17 protein-coding genes are annotated in these 16,937 nt (G+C 35.3%); 9 read left to right on the top strand and 8 right to left on the bottom strand.

Going from position 1 to position 16,937, the window contains the following annotated elements:
• Positions 1-42 precede the first annotated feature (42 nt).
• The gene (gene hutI, locus A8143_RS04230; RefSeq protein WP_066756749.1) at positions 43-1,278 is read right to left on the bottom strand and encodes an imidazolonepropionase; all 1,236 of its coding nucleotides are present in this window, start codon (positions 1,276-1,278) and stop codon (positions 43-45) included.
• A gap of 264 nt (positions 1,279-1,542) precedes the next feature.
• Between hutI and A8143_RS04225 the strand changes: the two genes are divergently transcribed.
• The 3 genes from A8143_RS04225 to A8143_RS04215 all read left to right on the top strand — a co-directional run bounded on the left by A8143_RS04225 (position 1,543) and on the right by A8143_RS04215 (position 4,100).
• On the top strand, positions 1,543-2,007 hold the full coding sequence (locus A8143_RS04225; protein ID WP_139134262.1) for a hypothetical protein: 465 nt from the start codon (positions 1,543-1,545) through the stop codon (positions 2,005-2,007).
• 29 nt (positions 2,008-2,036) lie between these two features.
• Complete coding sequence (locus tag A8143_RS04220; protein ID WP_066756744.1) at positions 2,037-2,624, top strand: penicillin-binding protein activator LpoB; 588 nt, start codon at positions 2,037-2,039, stop codon at positions 2,622-2,624.
• A gap of 141 nt (positions 2,625-2,765) precedes the next feature.
• Positions 2,766-4,100 carry a COG3014 family protein gene (locus A8143_RS04215; protein ID WP_066756739.1) on the top strand — a complete coding sequence of 445 codons (1,335 nt, stop codon included), beginning with the start codon at positions 2,766-2,768 and terminating at the stop codon, positions 4,098-4,100.
• Positions 4,101-4,138: 38 nt separating this feature from the next.
• Here the strand turns inward: A8143_RS04215 and A8143_RS04210 are convergent, their stop codons facing one another.
• Positions 4,139-5,194: an NAD-dependent epimerase/dehydratase family protein gene (locus A8143_RS04210; RefSeq protein WP_066756736.1), complete on the bottom strand. Its 1,056-nt coding sequence runs from the start codon at positions 5,192-5,194 to the stop codon at positions 4,139-4,141.
• Positions 5,195-5,355: 161 nt separating this feature from the next.
• On the opposite strand from A8143_RS04210, the gene A8143_RS04205 reads away from it, so the two are divergent.
• A complete protein-coding gene (locus A8143_RS04205) occupies positions 5,356-6,615 on the top strand; it encodes a T9SS type A sorting domain-containing protein (protein WP_066756733.1) in 1,260 nt (419 codons plus the stop codon).
• Between the two features lie 47 nt (positions 6,616-6,662).
• On the opposite strand, the gene recJ is transcribed toward A8143_RS04205, so the two are convergent.
• Positions 6,663-8,387, bottom strand: a complete 1,725-nt coding sequence (recJ, locus tag A8143_RS04200) for a single-stranded-DNA-specific exonuclease RecJ (protein WP_066756731.1) — start codon at positions 8,385-8,387, stop codon at positions 6,663-6,665.
• Between the two features lie 114 nt (positions 8,388-8,501).
• On the opposite strand from recJ, the gene A8143_RS04195 reads away from it, so the two are divergent.
• A complete protein-coding gene (locus A8143_RS04195; protein ID WP_066756729.1) occupies positions 8,502-9,191 on the top strand; it encodes a hypothetical protein in 690 nt (229 codons plus the stop codon).
• Positions 9,192-9,193: 2 nt separating this feature from the next.
• Here the strand turns inward: A8143_RS04195 and A8143_RS04190 are convergent, their stop codons facing one another.
• From A8143_RS04190 to A8143_RS04170, 5 genes are all read right to left on the bottom strand, one after another.
• A complete protein-coding gene (locus tag A8143_RS04190) occupies positions 9,194-9,574 on the bottom strand; it encodes a DUF7793 family protein (protein ID WP_066756723.1) in 381 nt (126 codons plus the stop codon).
• A 236-nt stretch (positions 9,575-9,810) separates the two neighbouring features.
• A complete protein-coding gene (locus A8143_RS04185) occupies positions 9,811-10,188 on the bottom strand; it encodes a DUF7793 family protein (RefSeq protein ID WP_066756720.1) in 378 nt (125 codons plus the stop codon).
• A 112-nt stretch (positions 10,189-10,300) separates the two neighbouring features.
• Positions 10,301-10,870, bottom strand: coding sequence for a pentapeptide repeat-containing protein (locus A8143_RS04180; RefSeq protein WP_066756717.1), 570 nt, complete (start codon positions 10,868-10,870; stop codon positions 10,301-10,303).
• Positions 10,867-12,051 (bottom strand): BaiN/RdsA family NAD(P)/FAD-dependent oxidoreductase, encoded by a 1,185-nt coding sequence (locus A8143_RS04175; protein ID WP_066756714.1) that lies wholly within the window; start codon positions 12,049-12,051, stop codon positions 10,867-10,869. The genes A8143_RS04180 and A8143_RS04175 overlap by 4 nt, the downstream gene beginning before the upstream one ends.
• The gene (locus tag A8143_RS04170) at positions 12,048-12,437 is read right to left on the bottom strand and encodes a hypothetical protein (protein WP_066756712.1); all 390 of its coding nucleotides are present in this window, start codon (positions 12,435-12,437) and stop codon (positions 12,048-12,050) included. The genes A8143_RS04175 and A8143_RS04170 overlap by 4 nt, the downstream gene beginning before the upstream one ends.
• Before the next feature lie 91 nt (positions 12,438-12,528).
• Here A8143_RS04170 and A8143_RS04165 point away from each other — a divergent pair, with 91 nt between their 5' ends.
• The 4 genes from A8143_RS04165 to A8143_RS04150 are packed head-to-tail and all read left to right on the top strand — an operon-like array spanning position 12,529 to position 16,911.
• Positions 12,529-13,323 (top strand): head GIN domain-containing protein, encoded by a 795-nt coding sequence (locus A8143_RS04165; protein WP_066756710.1) that lies wholly within the window; start codon positions 12,529-12,531, stop codon positions 13,321-13,323.
• Positions 13,324-13,337: 14 nt separating this feature from the next.
• The gene (locus tag A8143_RS04160) at positions 13,338-13,943 is read left to right on the top strand and encodes an RNA polymerase sigma-70 factor (protein ID WP_175437480.1); all 606 of its coding nucleotides are present in this window, start codon (positions 13,338-13,340) and stop codon (positions 13,941-13,943) included.
• Between the two features lie 23 nt (positions 13,944-13,966).
• A complete protein-coding gene (locus tag A8143_RS04155; RefSeq protein WP_175437479.1) occupies positions 13,967-14,968 on the top strand; it encodes a FecR family protein in 1,002 nt (333 codons plus the stop codon).
• A complete protein-coding gene (locus A8143_RS04150) occupies positions 14,965-16,911 on the top strand; it encodes a carboxypeptidase-like regulatory domain-containing protein (protein ID WP_066756704.1) in 1,947 nt (648 codons plus the stop codon). The genes A8143_RS04155 and A8143_RS04150 overlap by 4 nt, the downstream gene beginning before the upstream one ends.
• Positions 16,912-16,937 lie beyond the last annotated feature (26 nt).

Below are 16,937 nucleotides of genomic sequence, written 5' to 3'. Positions count from 1 at the left end.
TTGATAATCCAATTGCGGCACAAATTTTTAGAACAGTTTTCACTAAAAAATTAATGTTTCTTCGACACAATTTTCTCCGAATGAATAGGGGATATAATTTAATGTAGGAATTTCTTTTGTTAAGATAATATTGGCCTTTTTACCCAAAGTTATACTTCCAAGTTCATTTTCTAATTCCATAGCGCACGCTCCATTTATGGTGATTGCATTAAGTGCTTCATGGGGTGTTAAGCGCATTTTAATACAAGCTAAGGAAGCCACAAATTGTAGGTTCCCACTTGGAGTTGAACCAGGATTATAGTCAGAAGCCAAAGCAACTGCAATATTATTTTCTACCATTTTTTTAACCGGTGAAAAGGGAATGTTGAGGAAAAAGGAACAACTTGGTAATGCGGTTGCTATCGTAGAAGATTCTTTTAACGCCTGTATATCATCATCTGACAGCTCTTCTAAATGATCGACAGAAACTGCACCGTTATCTACACCGATCTTAACACCTCCCATCACAGAAAATTGATTAACATGAATTTTTGGTTTTAGTCCTGCCGCGACACCAGCCTTTAAAATTCGTTCTAACTGATCGGCTGTGAAATAATTTCTTTCGCAAAAAACATCAATATAGTCAGCCAATCCCTCGGAAACAATCTGCGGTAACATCTCATTGATGATTAAATCAACATACGCCTCCTTATTTTCTTTGTACTCTTCTGGAAAAGCATGTGCACCTAAAAAGGTTGATTTAATTGTCATTTTTGACGCTTCTTTCAATCGTTTTATAACCCTTAACATTTTTAATTCTGCATCAACACTTAAACCATAGCCACTTTTAATTTCTATTGCTCCCGTGCCCAATGAACGAACAAGTTCCAACCTTCTATATGCTGATTCAAACAATTCGTCCTCTGACATTTTGCTCAATTTTCGTGCAGAATTCAAAATACCACCTCCTTTTTTACCGATTTCTTCATAAGTCAAGCCTTTAATACGGTCGACAAACTCTTCCTCTCGCGTTGCGGCAAAAACAATATGGGTATGCGAATCACAAAAAGCTGGCATTACAGATTTCCCTTCTGCATCAATCACTTTCAAATCATTCCAGTCAACAATCCCTGCCAAATCTGACATTGAACCATATGCAGCAATTCTCCCATCTTCTATCGCTAAAAAAGCGTCTGATATCATTTGAAAAGATCCAAAATCTTGTCCTCTCAAAGGACCTTGAACATCTTCTAAAATTCCACCTAAATTTTTAATGTTTTTGATTAAAATTTTTTCCATTCTTTTTATTAATTTTAATGGGAGTTTGCAATTAATTTACTGAACAAAAATAAGTATTTCAAGAGGATTAAATGGATTCAAAATAATTGATTTATTATTCGATTCGTTGAAAGTGTTATAGGATTGTTAAGAACAATTAGCTAAATCTTTTAGAATCTAAACCGATTAAGTTGAGAAACTTCGATTTTTGGCACACGGTTTGCAATACCCAGTGTGAGTTTAAATAATATTAAACCGAATTTAAAAAGAACTAAAACGAAAGTTATGAATACAATTGGTTATTTACTTGGAGCGTTATTGATAGCGGGTTCGTTAAACGGATCAGCTCAGAACGGAACGCCTGATCAAAATCCTAATCATGAACGAGCAGCTCAACGGTATGTTGAACAAGCAAATGATTTAACGACAACGCAAAGCACTACCATTCAAGACACATACAAAGCATATGACTGGAGAGAAGCAAAGGCTGAGGCGAAACAAGAACGTATTGACCGTCGATATGAATTACGTAAGTTAAAATATCAATCTCGTTATTATAACCGAGGATATTATAATCCGTACCGAAGAAATTATGGATACTATAATAACCCACACTGGTACAATAATGGTTATTACAATAATGGTTTTTATAATGGCGGCTACTATAATGGTGGTTATTTTGGAAACAACTGCGGAACATTATTAAACGGAGCCGCATTAGGATTAGGAATTTATAACCTGTTTAATTAAATAGAATACAGAACGCAAAAAAAGGAAAAATGAAACGAATTAGTTTAAATATAGTATTGGTAGCATTATTTGCTGTAGGATTACAGAGTTGTTTTAGGAGTGTATCTCGGGTTGATCCAGAAGAGCAGATAGATATAAGTGGTAAGTGGAATGATGTAGACTCAAGAATGACCGCAGACGCCATGATAGAACAGGTTTTGGGAGAAATTTGGCTGAAAAAACACATGAGTGATAAAGGCGAAAAGCCGGTTGTAATTGTTGGATTTGTGAAGAATAAGAGTCATGAGCATATCGATGCTGAGACCTTCATGAAAGATATCGAAAAATCCTTCATTACATCTCAAAAAGTAAGATTAGTTCAAGGCGGTGAAAAAAGAGAAGCAATACGTGGAGAACGCGCCGATCAACAAGATAACGCATCTGTATCTACCATGAAAAAATGGGGATTAGAAATTGGCGCAGACTACATGATGCAAGGTTCAATTAATTCGATAGTTGATGCGCTTGATCGTAAAAAAGTGGTCTATTACCAAATTGATCTAGAATTAACCAATATTCAAACCAACGAAATTGTTTGGATCGGTGACAAAAAAATCAAAAAATTCGTTAAAAACTAAACGAGCAATCTAAAAAATAATAAGTAAGCAAAATTTATATTGGGTGGTCGTGTGCACGATCACTCAGTGTAAATTTAAATGAAATAACCCCAAACCTCATCTGGTAATTTATACGGTATCACCATCAATCTAATTAAAACCATGTTTACCAAAACAATCAAATATTGTCTATATGTATTGGTGCTTGGAGTTGTGCTTTCAGGTTGTGGAACCTATTACCACAAAACCAATAGAACGGAGAACGCTTTATTGAATGGAAACTATGAAAAAGCAGAAGAACTTACCGTTTCCAATAAATTTCTCAGTCGTAAAAGAAATCGTTTATTATACTTTTTGGAGCTCGGTAAAATTCAGCACTTGAATGGCGAATACGAAGCAAGTAATCTGAGTTTAAATGCTGCGGACGACATGATGGACGATTACCGCAACATCTTTGAAATGGCTGTTGGTGTTACAGTTAACCCTTCCATACAACCATATCAGGCCGAACCGCACGAACAAATCCTTGTTCACTACTATAAGGCACTTAACTATATGCAACTGGGCAATATCGAAGAAGCAATAGTTGAGGCAAGAAGAATAGATTTAAGTCAAAGTAAGAATGATGATTTGATAAATTCCAAAGAAAAAAAGTACGGTAAGGATCCTTTTGGTATGATGTTAATGGGGATGATTTATGAAGCCGATAACGACTTTAACAATGCTTTCATCGCATACCGAAATGCAAAAAAAATCTATGAGGAAAATAAATCAGGAGCCTTTTTGACGCAAAATCCATATAGCCTAGAGGATGATTTAGTTAGAACTGCTTCTTACGCAGGAATGAATTATAATTCTTCACGGGAAATAGTACGCCATCCTAACGGAGAAGCTATTATTTTTTGGGAAAACGGCATAGCCCCTATAAAAGAGCAAAAGGATTTGTTTTTTACGCTAAATAAAGCTGATGGTAAATTTTATTTTCAATCGGACAATATTTTTGTTCCCGTAGACTATGACTTTGAAAAAAACGATGAAGATTTTAAACCGTCTGACATAGGAATTATTCGACTGGCATGGTCTTATTATGTTCAACGCCCTACCCGAATTGCCACGGCCTCCATTTCTCACAACAATAAAAAGATGGCATTTAATCTAATTGAAGATGTCAGCGCCATTGCTTTTCAGGTAGAAAAAGATAATTATTTAAAAAACCTTAGTAAACATTTACTTCGATTAACCTTAAAAAAGATAAGTGAACTATCACTTTCTGAACAAAATGAATATGCTGGTTTAGCCCTCAACATTGCCAACGCTGCAACAGAAAAAGCAGACACAAGAAATTGGCAAAGTTTACCAAGCCAGATACATTATGTTCGTGTTCCTTTAGAAAAGGGGAATAACGAAATTGTGATAACCACAAGTACAGGTGAAAAAAAAGTATTTCAGATCCAGGGTAACGGAAACACCGTATTTCGAAATTTTGTAACCTACTAAAAAGTCCACCCGCGAATGTGGTGGACTTTTCTGTATATTTAACGTTGCTTAATTTCTCCCGCTTCTATCAATTGCTCAAAAAAAGCCGTTACTGTTTCTTTCAACGGGCGATAATTCATATTTAATTCTTTTCGACTTTTAGAATTATCAGCTTTCCATGGATACCCAATATTATTGGCCACCATCTTGCGTGGCAAACCTTGTGACGGGCCTGCTAACCACACCAAAAACTTTGGTAATTTCCTTGAAGGTAAGGGGTAATTAGGAAATGCTTCACGCAAATATCCTCCTAACTCCAAAAAACTAGTATCTGCAGCAGATATGATATGCCGCCCCTTAGCTTCTGGCATAAAACCAGCATTATAATGAGCGATTGCTAAATCCCGTACATCGACAGCCCCAATTTCGTAATGAGGAGCTCCCATCTTAAAATCTCCATTTCCCATTTGCTTCATGATATCAAACGATTCGGAGGTCGCATGTGGATTTATTCCTGGACCAAGTACAAATGAAGGGTTAATGGTAACCAAATCCCATTGATTTTGCTCATTAGCAATTTTCCAAGCCTCTTTTTCAGCAACTGTTTTAGAGTAAGAATAAGGTTGATGACTTAAATTTGAAGTCGTGTTCCATACGTCTTCGGTTAGTGTATTATTTGGTAAGTTTTGTAAATCTTTGGCATCACCATAAATAGCGGCACAACTACTCGTCACTACCACACGTTTAACTGTTCCAGATTTCGTTGCTGCATTTAACACATTTCTTGTTCCCTTTAAGGCTGGATCTACCAAATCCTTTTGCGGATCGGCAACATTTAAAGAAAATGGCGAAGCCGTATGATAAACTAGTTCGCATCCTTTTACTGCTTCATCAAAAGAACCCTCATCTAATAAATCTGCTTTAAAATACTTAATCGTTCCTTTTGATTGTTCCGCTATTTTATCAAGGTATTTTGTTTTTTCTTTATTGTCGGGTGAACGAACGGCGGCATGTACAGTATGTCCTTCATCAAGTAATTTCTCAACTAAACGTCCTGCAACGTACCCTGTTGCTCCAGTAACCATTACAGGTTTTGATTGATCTATATTAACCATTTTACTTTTTTTTTAAATGAGACGTATAACTATCTTAATTATTTCAATAAACTAAGAATAAATTGAATTTCACACAAATTATAGGCAACCAAATGGAAACGACAAACATCTTATATATAGAAATTAGAAACGAGATATTTCGCGACTCAAAAAATTAACTTATGAATTTTAAACACCCCCTTTCTATAGGCTTATTATGCCTATGTTTTTCAAGCTTTAGTCAAATTTGTGATGATTTTACTTCCGAACCATGGCCAAGTGAAGCAACTTATGGATCTACCGATACGGTTGGATTTACCCAAGATGGCTCTCAACCCATAATTGTTGGAGACGCCTCGTCAGCAGATTTTTATGGAACAGAAGATGTACCAGGAATATATGTGATTGAAAATTCAATAAAATTTGAATTCGATAACACTTATCAAACTGCTAGTTTCGAGCGTTACGGTTGGACAGGCGATGGAACAGAAGAAGGTTTTTCCGTAAATGGATCGGACACCATCTATTTTGATTCAGATTTTCCCGTTACAATAGACGGAATTACGATTAGTATGGAAGATTCTCCTTCTGATTTTGGCTTCTGGGACATCAATTTTGTCCATTTTACTGGAAACCTAGAATCTATAAATTTTATTGGTGTTGAATTTGGCATAACCGAATTATGTGTTGAACATTTTACACCTTTAGATGACGATTGTGATGATTTCACTGATGAAGATGAATTCCCTTATGGCCATTACACCGCAATGGATACAGTAGGGTTTACGCAAGATAGTGAGTTCCCAATTCGGTTAACTGGTGAATGGTTAGGTGCCGACTATGGTGCTGGAGTAAATACTGAGTTTCCCGAAGGAATTTACATTGTAGGTGGTTCAATTTTGTTTGAATTAGATGGATCTGATCAAACTGTGACTATTGAAAGTTATTCTTGGATTGGCGCAGGAATTGAAGAAGGTTTAATTGTGAATGAATCCGATACTATTTTTCTTGGAGAAACTTTCCCTCTAGAGGTCGACGGTATTACGATTGATTTGGACATGAGTGCTCCTGCATATGACTCTTGGGACACTTATTATCTAACCTTTTCCGGAGAACTTGACCAAATTATATTGGGAGGAATCGAATACGGTGTGAAAAACTTTTGTATTGAGTCGGATGCTGGAATTGGGATTGATGCAGAAGAAAAATTAGACCTGCAACTTTATCCAAACCCTGCTAGTGATTTTATAACAATTGAAGCCGGTCAAGAATTGACGACGGTTAAGATTTATAACCTTGCTGGTAAACTGATTTATCACGAAGAAAAAATCGCAAAAAACAAGTTAAAAATTAATACTGGTCAATTTGAACAGGGATTATACTTCATTCAAATTGAGTATAAAGAAGGTACCGCTAAAACAACCAAGTTTGTGAAAAACTAGTCCTTTTTCTTTCATGACTTGACCTCGTCATATTTGGCGAGGTCTTTTTATTTAATAAAGCGAATATCTTTTACCACTAACTGCAGATTACTGTAACCATTCCAATGATTCTCTTCTAGCGTATAAACGAGGTCAAAAGGTTCATTGATTATTCGACTGGCATAATCACCAAAACCAAAACCAATTCCTCCAATTCTTATATCAGGATACTCTTTTTGATAGACAGATAATTTGAGGTGATTATCTTTTAAAAGTCTTGATTCTCCGGTGTCATGCACATTTCTACTCACAAAAACTGGCATCATATTATCCGGACCAAATGGCGCTAATTGTTTTAAAATACGATAGAACTTTGGAATGCCTCCAAGTTGGTTTTCAAAAATATCTCTAAAATCAATTTCAACATCAATCTCAATTTCTGGAGTTAACATTTTTGGACTTAATCGTTCTTCTGCAACCTGATTAAAGCGCAGTTTAAATGCAGGAATATTTTCAATAGGTAATGTCAGTCCTGCGGCGAAATAATGACCTCCAAATTGCGAAACTAGATCGCTGCACGCTTCTATTGCATCATGAATGTTGAAGCCAGGAATGCTCCGTGCAGAACCGACAGCAACACCATTCGATTCGGTTAAAACCAATGTCGGTTTATAGTGCGTTTCAATTAAACGAGATGCCACAATTCCAACAACACCTTTATGCCATTTTTCATTAAAAACCACAGTAGATTTGGCATTCATCAACCAATTATCTCGTTCGATTATCTGTAATGCCTCTGCCGTTATTTCACGATCAAGTCCTTTCCTAGTTTGATTGTGTTGATTAATTAAATTACTCACATCTTCAACTTCATCAAACTTTTCCGCGAGCAATAATTCAACCGCTTGTGTACCCGACTCAATTCTGCCCGCTGCATTTATTCGAGGTGCAATTGTAAAGACGACATCTCTAATCGTTAAATCATCTTTTTTATTAGCCAATTCTAAAATCCGTTGAAAACCAATTCTTGGATTTGTATTAATGCGGCGTAAACCGAAATAAGCGAGCACTCGATTCTCACCTGACATTGAAACTATATCTGCTCCTATACTCACAACAACAAGATCCAATAAATTTTCAATGGTATCGAACGAATTTCCCGCTAACTGATTTAGCGCCTGAACTAACTTAAAACCAACTCCACAACCCGAAAGTTCTTTAAACGGATAAGTGCATCCTTTTTGCTTAGGATTTAAAATGATTGCTTTCGGCAATTCATTTCCCGGTAAATGATGATCGCACACAATAAAATCAATTCCATTTTCAGCGGCATATTCAATCTCGTTAATCGCCTTAATTCCGCAATCTAAGGCAATTACAAGTGAAAAACTATTATCAATGGCGAAATCGACTCCAGTTCTTGATATCCCATAACCTTCTTTGTATCGGTCTGGAATATAATAACCTACTTGCTCATATTCTCGAACAAGGTAAGAATACATTAAAGCGACGGCTGTAGTACCGTCAACATCATAATCTCCGTAAATTAAAATATTCTCCTGATTTACAATAGCTTCTTCAATACGCTCTACCGCTTCTTTCATCCCTTTCATTAAAAAAGGGTCATGTAAATCTGACAATTCAGGTCTGAAGAATTTTTTTGCTGTTTGAAAATTTTTAATGTTCCGTTGACCGAGAATATTGGCAATAGGTCTAGATACTCCAACCTCTTCTATTAATCGAACAATATCATCCTGTTCAGGATGCTTTTTAATGACCCATCTTTTTTCCATGTTACTTTTTATAATAATTGGTTTATAAATCGGGGTCGAACAATAAAGGTAAGGCAAAAATTAGTTTCTTACTTCATTCAACCTAAATTTTAGCTAATTTTAAAATTAAAAAGGATGACAAAAATACTTTCTTTTCTCTTAATTCTTAGCATTTGTCTTTCTGTACAATCGGAAGATGATGAATATTACTCGGTCTACTTTAACCTCAACCATGCTCATTCTATTCAATTGGTTAAGCAAGTTGACAAAATTTATCATAGCACTTTCGAATTACAAGAATCAGAAAACAACCAACTTAGGGCGGCTGCTGGAGATCAATTGATTATTGATGATTCGGGTATTTATATCGCAAAAAACAAACTATTATCTATTTCAAGAACTGAGATTAGAGAAAACTCACAATACAACCTTCGCAACGGCTATTTACATGGTGTTTTAGATAATGACTCTGTAATGGTTGCTTTAGACGGAGAACAATATTACTTTTTAATACCAAGTAAATCCTACCTTTTTGAAGCAGAAAATAACAGGCAAGAATTATATAAAGGGTTCCAAACAGGGGAATATTTAATTTTTCAGAAAGAATCGAATCATTATTATTCTATGGTGAAACTCTCCATCAAAAGTGGTACAGTTGAACTTTCTGAATTAGATTTTGATCAAAACAACTTCGATTTTCGATCGGTCACTAATACGCTAGAAAAGGTGAATGAAGAACTCGTTTATTATCTTTCTCCGAATGAAGAAGAATGGCGTAAAATTTTAACCAATTGTATGGTCTACGACACTTATATTAAGCCTTAAATTTATAGTCCTTCCTTTATTTTTTTAAGCCACGCTTTTGCTTTGTCTTCGTTGGTAAATAGACGAATAGGAATTAGTTTTCGTTTTTGCTTAAGCACGTGACGCGCCACTATTCGTTGACCAAGTGAATGGATAATTATTGCTTCGGCTTTTATTTTACCATGCCCAATATCACGTGTACATGCCTCGCGTGCTTCTTTATTAGGAATTGTTTTATCACCGACATGAATTAAGCTAAATACATCATTTCCCTTAACCAAGCGTAAGGAAGCTAATTGTACTTGCCGATAATCGTACAAACCAAATTCTTGATCTGTATTGACATTAATATAAAGGATGTCATCGTCTAAAAGGGAGACGGTTGACTTTTCACATTTAATCATTCAAACGTAATTTCATATCATTTTTCATCAATCAAAACAATGGTAAAACCATCAATATGAGGTCGTTAAAAAATCAAAGTGATAGGATAATGTATTTAGAGCCCTTACTTTTGAATTTAATCGCACCTATGCTGGGCGAATGAAAACTTTACAGTTTCAGTTATATCTCTACGAATATAAAAAATCTGTCGATATAAAGGAGATATTTATCGACAAAAATGGCCGAAAAAACGGAATTACTTGAACTGTTTCACCCAAGATTTTGCGCCATCTAATTCAGAAAACATTTGGAACTGTTTCAATCTTGTGAGTGGACGAAAGTGATGCCTCACAATGACATTTTGCGCCAAATCACTAACAACTACACCAATAGCGGAAACAAGCTCTTTACTTACCAGTTGTACATAGCGTTGACACGCCTTTTTGGAGATAGAGCTCGACTCATTGAAAAACAGTATTACTTTAAAGCGTAATTCTTTTTCAATCTGCCTAACCAGGTCTTCGAGATCTTCAATGTGATGGAGTTGTACCTCCGCTTCAGGATAAACATGAAAGAGAATAGTTTCCTGTTCAATTATACTCATAAAACCTACGTCACACCGCGAAATAGTCATCTTTACCTTTTTTTTGTAAAAATAACTGGCTCTAGACTAACGAATTAATATTATAGATATAGACGCATTTTTATTCGACGAACGAATATTCACAGAATAAACACGAACTTAATTACTCAATTTTTATCCCAAAATCCATTAACAACCCCATCACCTCTTCTTTTGAAAAAATCGCCCCTTTCATTTTATTTTGAGATGGATTTATGCGGTAATTTGTTGCATTTCGAAAATCGACTTTATTTAAATTTGTATTGGAAAATATCGTCTCTTGTAAATTGGCCCCTTGAAAATTTGACTTTTCAAGATTTGCCTCTGAAAAATCACAGCCCAAAAGACTTGAATTTAAAAAAGAAGTGTTTTTTAAACTTAATCCATAAAAAATTGAATAATCCAATTTTACGTGATTAAACTTCATACTCATCCTAAAGGTATTCAATTGTTCGAAATTCAACCCCATCATTTTACATTCATTAAACACAACCGTTCTGAATGCCGTTTCATTTAAATTAGCACCTGAAAAATCACATGAATTAAATTCGCACTCTTCAAAATTCACCTCTATGAAATTAAGGTTAGAGAAACTACAATTACTGAAACTACAATCCTCGTATAACGCATTTCGCATTATCTCACTATCGAATTCTTCATTTTCAAACTGTTCTTGATAATATGTTTTATTCATTTTTTATTTAAAATATCATTTGCAGCTGCCATACCACTCGAAAAACAACCTTGTAATAAAAATCCACCGGTTGGTGCATCCCAATTTAGCATTTCACCAACCACATAATGTTTTGGGTGTTTAAGCAGTTCAAAACTGTGGTTAATCTCTTGTAAGCTTATGCCTCCAACAGTTGAAATGGCCTCCTCAACTGGCCTTAAGCTTTGAACTGGAACCTCAAAATGTTTCAATTTTTCAATCAATCTATGAGGATTTAAATATTCCTCCTTTGAACTAAATTCTTTAATCAACTTCAAGGCTGCTTTTGAAAGTTTGAATATAAAACCATAATTTTTTGGTAAGACCTTTCTTTCTTGTATTCGTCCTTCTAAATCTCTTAATGTATTGGATGGCTTAAAGTCGATAATCAACGTGCTCCCACCTTGTTCTAACTCTGTTCTTATAGCATTGCTTAAGGGATATAATGCATTACCCTCTACCCCATAATTAGTAATCAACAATTCACCTTTAACCTTTTCCTTATCACCAACCGAACAAGCAATGTTTTTTAAAGGAAAACCTTGAAACTTTGCTTTAAACTCCTCTGTAAAATCAATATTTACACCTGCGTTAGAAGGACTAAACGGAAGTGTTCTTATCCCTAATTGATCGAAATACTGGAGCCAAAGGTCATTGCTCCCAGTCTTTGACCAAGAACCTCCACCTAAACCATAAATATAATAGTCGGCCTGATGTTCTAAAACAACTTCTCCCTCTTTCACCAAAGGAAGTCCTTCATCGGAAAATCCAACAAGCGGAGTGTCGGTTTTAATGATAACATGATTTTTTTTGAGTTCGCTTATTATAGTATCTAAAACTTGAACAGGCTTTATTCCTTTCATTGGAAAAACACGTCCACTGGTTCCTATAAAAGTCGATATTCCTAAATTGTCTAACCAAATTCTTAAATCGTTTGACCCAAACTGAAGTAAAGCATTTTTAAGAGCTCGGTGCTGCGTGTAATTTTTTATTAAATCTTCTTGGTCTTTGGCATTGGTAAGATTAAACCCTCCATTTCCTGCCACCAAAAATTTTCGTCCAACCCGTTTACCACGTTCATAAATAACGACTTCATGATTACGCGATAATTGAATTGCTGCGATCAAGCAAGCCGGTCCACCACCGAAAAGAGCTATTTTCATTCCGTTTCACTTTGTTTTCCACGTTCAAACCAAATTTCACCGGAAATATAGCCATCTTCCCAAGTTAAAAATCGGAAAACTGTACCAAGTTCATTATCCTCAAATTCTGACCATTCAGCATCAAACGCCAGATCTTTTTGCCAGGTATGTGCCACAACTAATTTAAAAAATGGATCCTCCAAGGTAGAGATACAAACCGCAACAACCATCCTGTTTTCATCATTGGTTTGCTCAACCCTTAAAACCTCAAAATCCTCCATTTGAGAGAAATAATAATATATATCTTCTTTCATGGCTGTTAAATCTTCATTAAATGAAGGATGATATTCAGCCGATATTTCCGCTATTTTTTCGTTTATAGTCATCTTCAATTCAAAGTTAAGCATTTAATTATTTGTTTTTTTTTAGGAAATTTGAAAATAAAATAGGGGTAAGTTTGATGTCAGGTGTCTTATCGTAAATGCAAAACAAGTTAAAATGAAAAATTTAAATTTTGGACTATTATTTCTTGCCTTATTATTAGGAACAGTATCGTGTAAAAAAGGGGGGATATTTTGTCATAAAGCCAATGGGAATACAGTAACGGAAAAAAGAGATGCCAATGGATTTAATGCGGTCAGTTTGTCCATTGACGCCAATGTAGAAATTACCCAAAGTGAATCGTACAGTGTTAGAATTACAGCTAGCGATAATTTACTCAAAATTTTAGAGACAAAAGTGAAAGGAAACACCCTTAAAATTGGATTTAAAAACAACAAATGCGTAAAAGGTAACTACACCATCAATATTGCGATTCAAATGCCCAAGTTGGAAGAATTAAAAGTTTCTGGAAGTGGCGATATCACAGTTAAAGAAAATTTCGAAAGTTCGGCCTTAGCAATAAACATAAGTGGTAGCGGTGATATAAGTGTACCAAACAAACTTATTGCCAATCAGTTAAAAATGAATATTAGTGGAAGTGGTGATATTAAAATGGATAGTATTGAAACAAATAGCTTGGACTGTGATATTTCTGGATCAGGATCGATTGATTTGACTGGTTTAGGAATTGCGAATTCGGAAGACCTAAAAATTACTGGTTCTGGTGATTTATTTTTATATGATTTTCCGGTTAACAACTCGGATATTAACATTTCTGGTTCAGGCACTTGTCATGTAAATGTATTAGAATCCTTAGCGGCTAAAATTTCGGGGAGTGGTGATATCATTTATAAGGGAAATCCTACGATTAATCAAAACATTTCAGGTTCAGGATCGGTAAGACCGTACTAAGAAAAATAGTTACTTTGCAACATAAAGAGCTGAATGCGTTATGTGAAACGTATTCAGCTCCAATTTTATTTGGTTTGAAAGATTCAATTGCATTTAATTTAACCACCTTCGAGAACTTGTTCAAGTCGCATTATAGCGAGTTATGCGCTTATGCAAATAGTTTTTTAAATGATATAGAGGCTGCAGAAGAAACCGTTCAGGCCCTCTTTGTGAAGCTCTGGGAAAATCGATCTTCTGTAGGTTTTGATCGCTCACCTAGAGCCTACCTTTACAGCGCGACAAAAAACGCTTGCTTCAATCAACTCAGACATTTGAAAGTAAAAGAAGCCTATAAAATTCATAATCAAGAGGAGATGGAGCACAGTCAGTTTAACATAGAAGATGATTTGCAAGCGCAAGAATTGGAGATAAAAATTCGGAAAGCAATTGACCGTTTACCTGAGGGTCGAAGAAAAATTTTTATTCTCAGTCGATTCGAAGGCAAAAAGTACAAAGAGATTGCGGAACAATTGAAAATATCAATTAAAACTGTAGAAAATCAAATGGGTAGTGCCTTAAAACTATTAAAAGAGGATTTAGCAGAATATCTAACCATCTTCTTTATAATGATGATGACCTAGTTTTATTAATTGAAGAAATGGGAATGAATGAAAATATAATATATGATGAAGCGCTGATTACAGCGTACATTGCCGGTGAGTTGGACGAGAATACTGCGAACAAAGTCAGCATTTGGATTAAGCAAGATGTAAAAAACGAAGCATTCTACAATGCTGTACTAAAAACATGGAACCTAACTGGAAGCATTAAACCTAAACCTGTTGTAGTAAACACCACCGTAGCCTGGCAAAAAGTACGGTCAACAATTGACAAGAATGAAGAGCATATAATTCCTATTGCGACTTACAGAAAAACATTTTTACGAATTGCTGCAGTAATCATTGGTCTTCTAGGCATTTTTGGAGTAATTCAGCTTTTTGCTCCTGCTACAACAATTGAAAAAATGGCGAATGAACAAATTTTAATTGACCAGCTCGAAGACGGTTCAATCGTCACTCTAAACAAAAACTCAATCTTAACTTACCCTAAAACTTTTGCAAAAAACGAACGACGAGTTGAATTACGCGGGGAGGCTTTTTTCGATATTGAAAAAAACACGCAACAACCGTTTATTATTGATTTACCATCCGAAGCGTATGTAAAAGTTCTTGGAACTTCTTTTAACGTTAAAGCCGAAGACAATGATAGCTTAATGGAAGTATTTGTTAAAACAGGCCGTGTTGAATTTGGCATGAAAGGAAATAATATCATTCTATCTCCTGGAGAAAAAGGACAACTAAACCGACTTACAGGTGAAGTTAAAAAGATGAAATCTACATCGCATTTAGAGACGTATTGGTTAACGGGTGAATTAAAGTTTCAAGAATCTCCTCTTACTGAAGTCGTAGCAGTATTGAATAATGTTTTTCCCGAATCAGTAATTTCCTTAAACTGTCCGAATGCAGAAGCGATGTTAATCACTTCCCCACATCAAAAAGGAGAAAATTTAGATGACATTTTAAATGTTGTGGCCTCGGTTCATAACCTTAAAATTGAAAAGAGAAGTGAAAATTCAACTGTTTATTACGTCATCAATTGCCCATGAATAAAAGAGTTCTGACTTTCCTCCTCTTTTTACTTACCATTACAAATTCTTATGGTAGTAGTCTCCTCGACCGCATAATCACGGTTGAAATTAAAAACACACCCATTAAAACGATACTCGGTCATATTGAAAACCGAGCCGAAGTTAAATTCTCCTATAATCCTTCTGTTATTGATATCGAAAAACGTGTTAGTCTTTCAATCAAAGAAAAAACAGTGGCTTACGGTTTATCATTGATTTTTAATCATACTGTAAGGTTTAAAGCCGTTGCGAACCATATTGTATTATTAAAAAATGAAAATGAAACCGAATTAAAAGAGCGAAAAAAGTCGAATAACACCGTTACATTTAAAGGTCAAGTGATTGATGCTTCTACTGGAAAGCCCCTTCCTCACGCCAGCATTTACGACGTCGAAGCAAAACTCGCCAGCTCATCCAATAGCAATGGATTTTATGAACTCACAATTTCTAATCCCGAACGCAATAGAAGTTTATACTTTAGTAAAAAAGGTTATCACAAAAAAATTATTGTTCTAGACGCCACTTCAAAAAATGAAATAATTAAAAACATCCGTCTCGAACGAAAAGAAAATGTGGAAAAAATTGCCCCCCTTTCCATCGAACCAATTTATCGACCAATTGAAGAACGGGCAATCTCAGGAGGTTTAGTTTCTCAAGAAACATATCGCCATACTGAAAACCTTAAAGAAATAAAGGAAACACGCATTGCTCAAATCTCTTTTGTGCCAGCCATAAGCATTGGGTCCAACCTTTCCTCAAATGGATTAATTACGAATAATTTGTCCCTGAATATTCTCGCCGGGTATTCAAATGGTACTGCAGGTGTAGAAATTGGCGGTATTTTAAACATGGTCAATGGAAATGCCAAGTGGGTCCAGTTAGCTGGTATGAGCAATTTGGTGGGAGGAAGTTATGAAGGAATTCAAGTTGGAGGAATATTAAACTCCGTAAGAGGCTCGCTAAAAGGTGTTCAAGTTGGAGGAATCGCAAATATGGTTGGAGGTGATTTTATTGGGGTACAAATTGGTGGAATTACCAATCTAACTCATAAAGATTTTGCGGGGGTTCAAGTGAGTGGAATTAGTTCTATTTCTAGAGGAGACGTATATGGAATTCAAGTGAGTGGAATTTTTTCAGGAGCCAAATGCGGCTTTACAGGCATACAGCTTTCAGGAATTGGATCCATGAGTGATTCGTTGACGAATGGACTTCAATTATCAGGTATTTATAATACATCTTTAGGCAGATTTAATGGTGTACAAATTGCTGGGATAAGTAATCATAGTGTTAAAGGAAATAGTTTTTTACAATTGGCTGGAATTGGTAATATAACTCGAAAAAACGTTGGTCTTCAGCTAGGAGGCATCTTTAACTATGCGCGTGTAAATAATGGATTACAAGTTGGCTTGTTAAATTTTAGTAATGAAAACAACGGACTGTCATTGGGTCTATTTAATTATGTCCATAATGGTTATCACAAAATAGAAGTATACAATACGGAGTCTTTTCATTTGAACCTTGGTGTAAAAACAGGTACAAAACGCTTTTATAACACATACCATTTTGGCGTTTTGTTCGAAAAACAACGTCTCTATTCCGGTGGTTTGGGTTTCGGAACGCATTTTGATTTAAGAGAGAATTGGGGCAGTTCAGTTGACTTAATAGGTTTACTTGTTTTTAAAAATGACCCCACAACATTTGAATTCAATAATCTCTATAAATTAGATTTTACGGTAGAATACGGACCAAAAGAATGGATTACTTTCTTTGCCGGACCTTCAGTTAATTTAAGTGTCATGCAATTTTTAAGTGATGAAGGTGATTATCCACAGTACCTAAATGTGACTGAGTTCGTACAAGCAGAAGAATATTGGGGATCATACCAAGGTTGGATTGGCTGGAAAATTGGGATTAGAATCTAATCGAAAAAAAAACTAACCACTTGATA

This window comes from Crocinitomix algicola, assembly GCF_001661595.2.
GTDB lineage: Bacteria > Bacteroidota > Bacteroidia > Flavobacteriales_D > Crocinitomicaceae > Crocinitomix > Crocinitomix algicola.
Note: the sequence above shows the minus strand (reverse complement) of the source record. Positions and strands in the feature narration are given on the sequence as shown.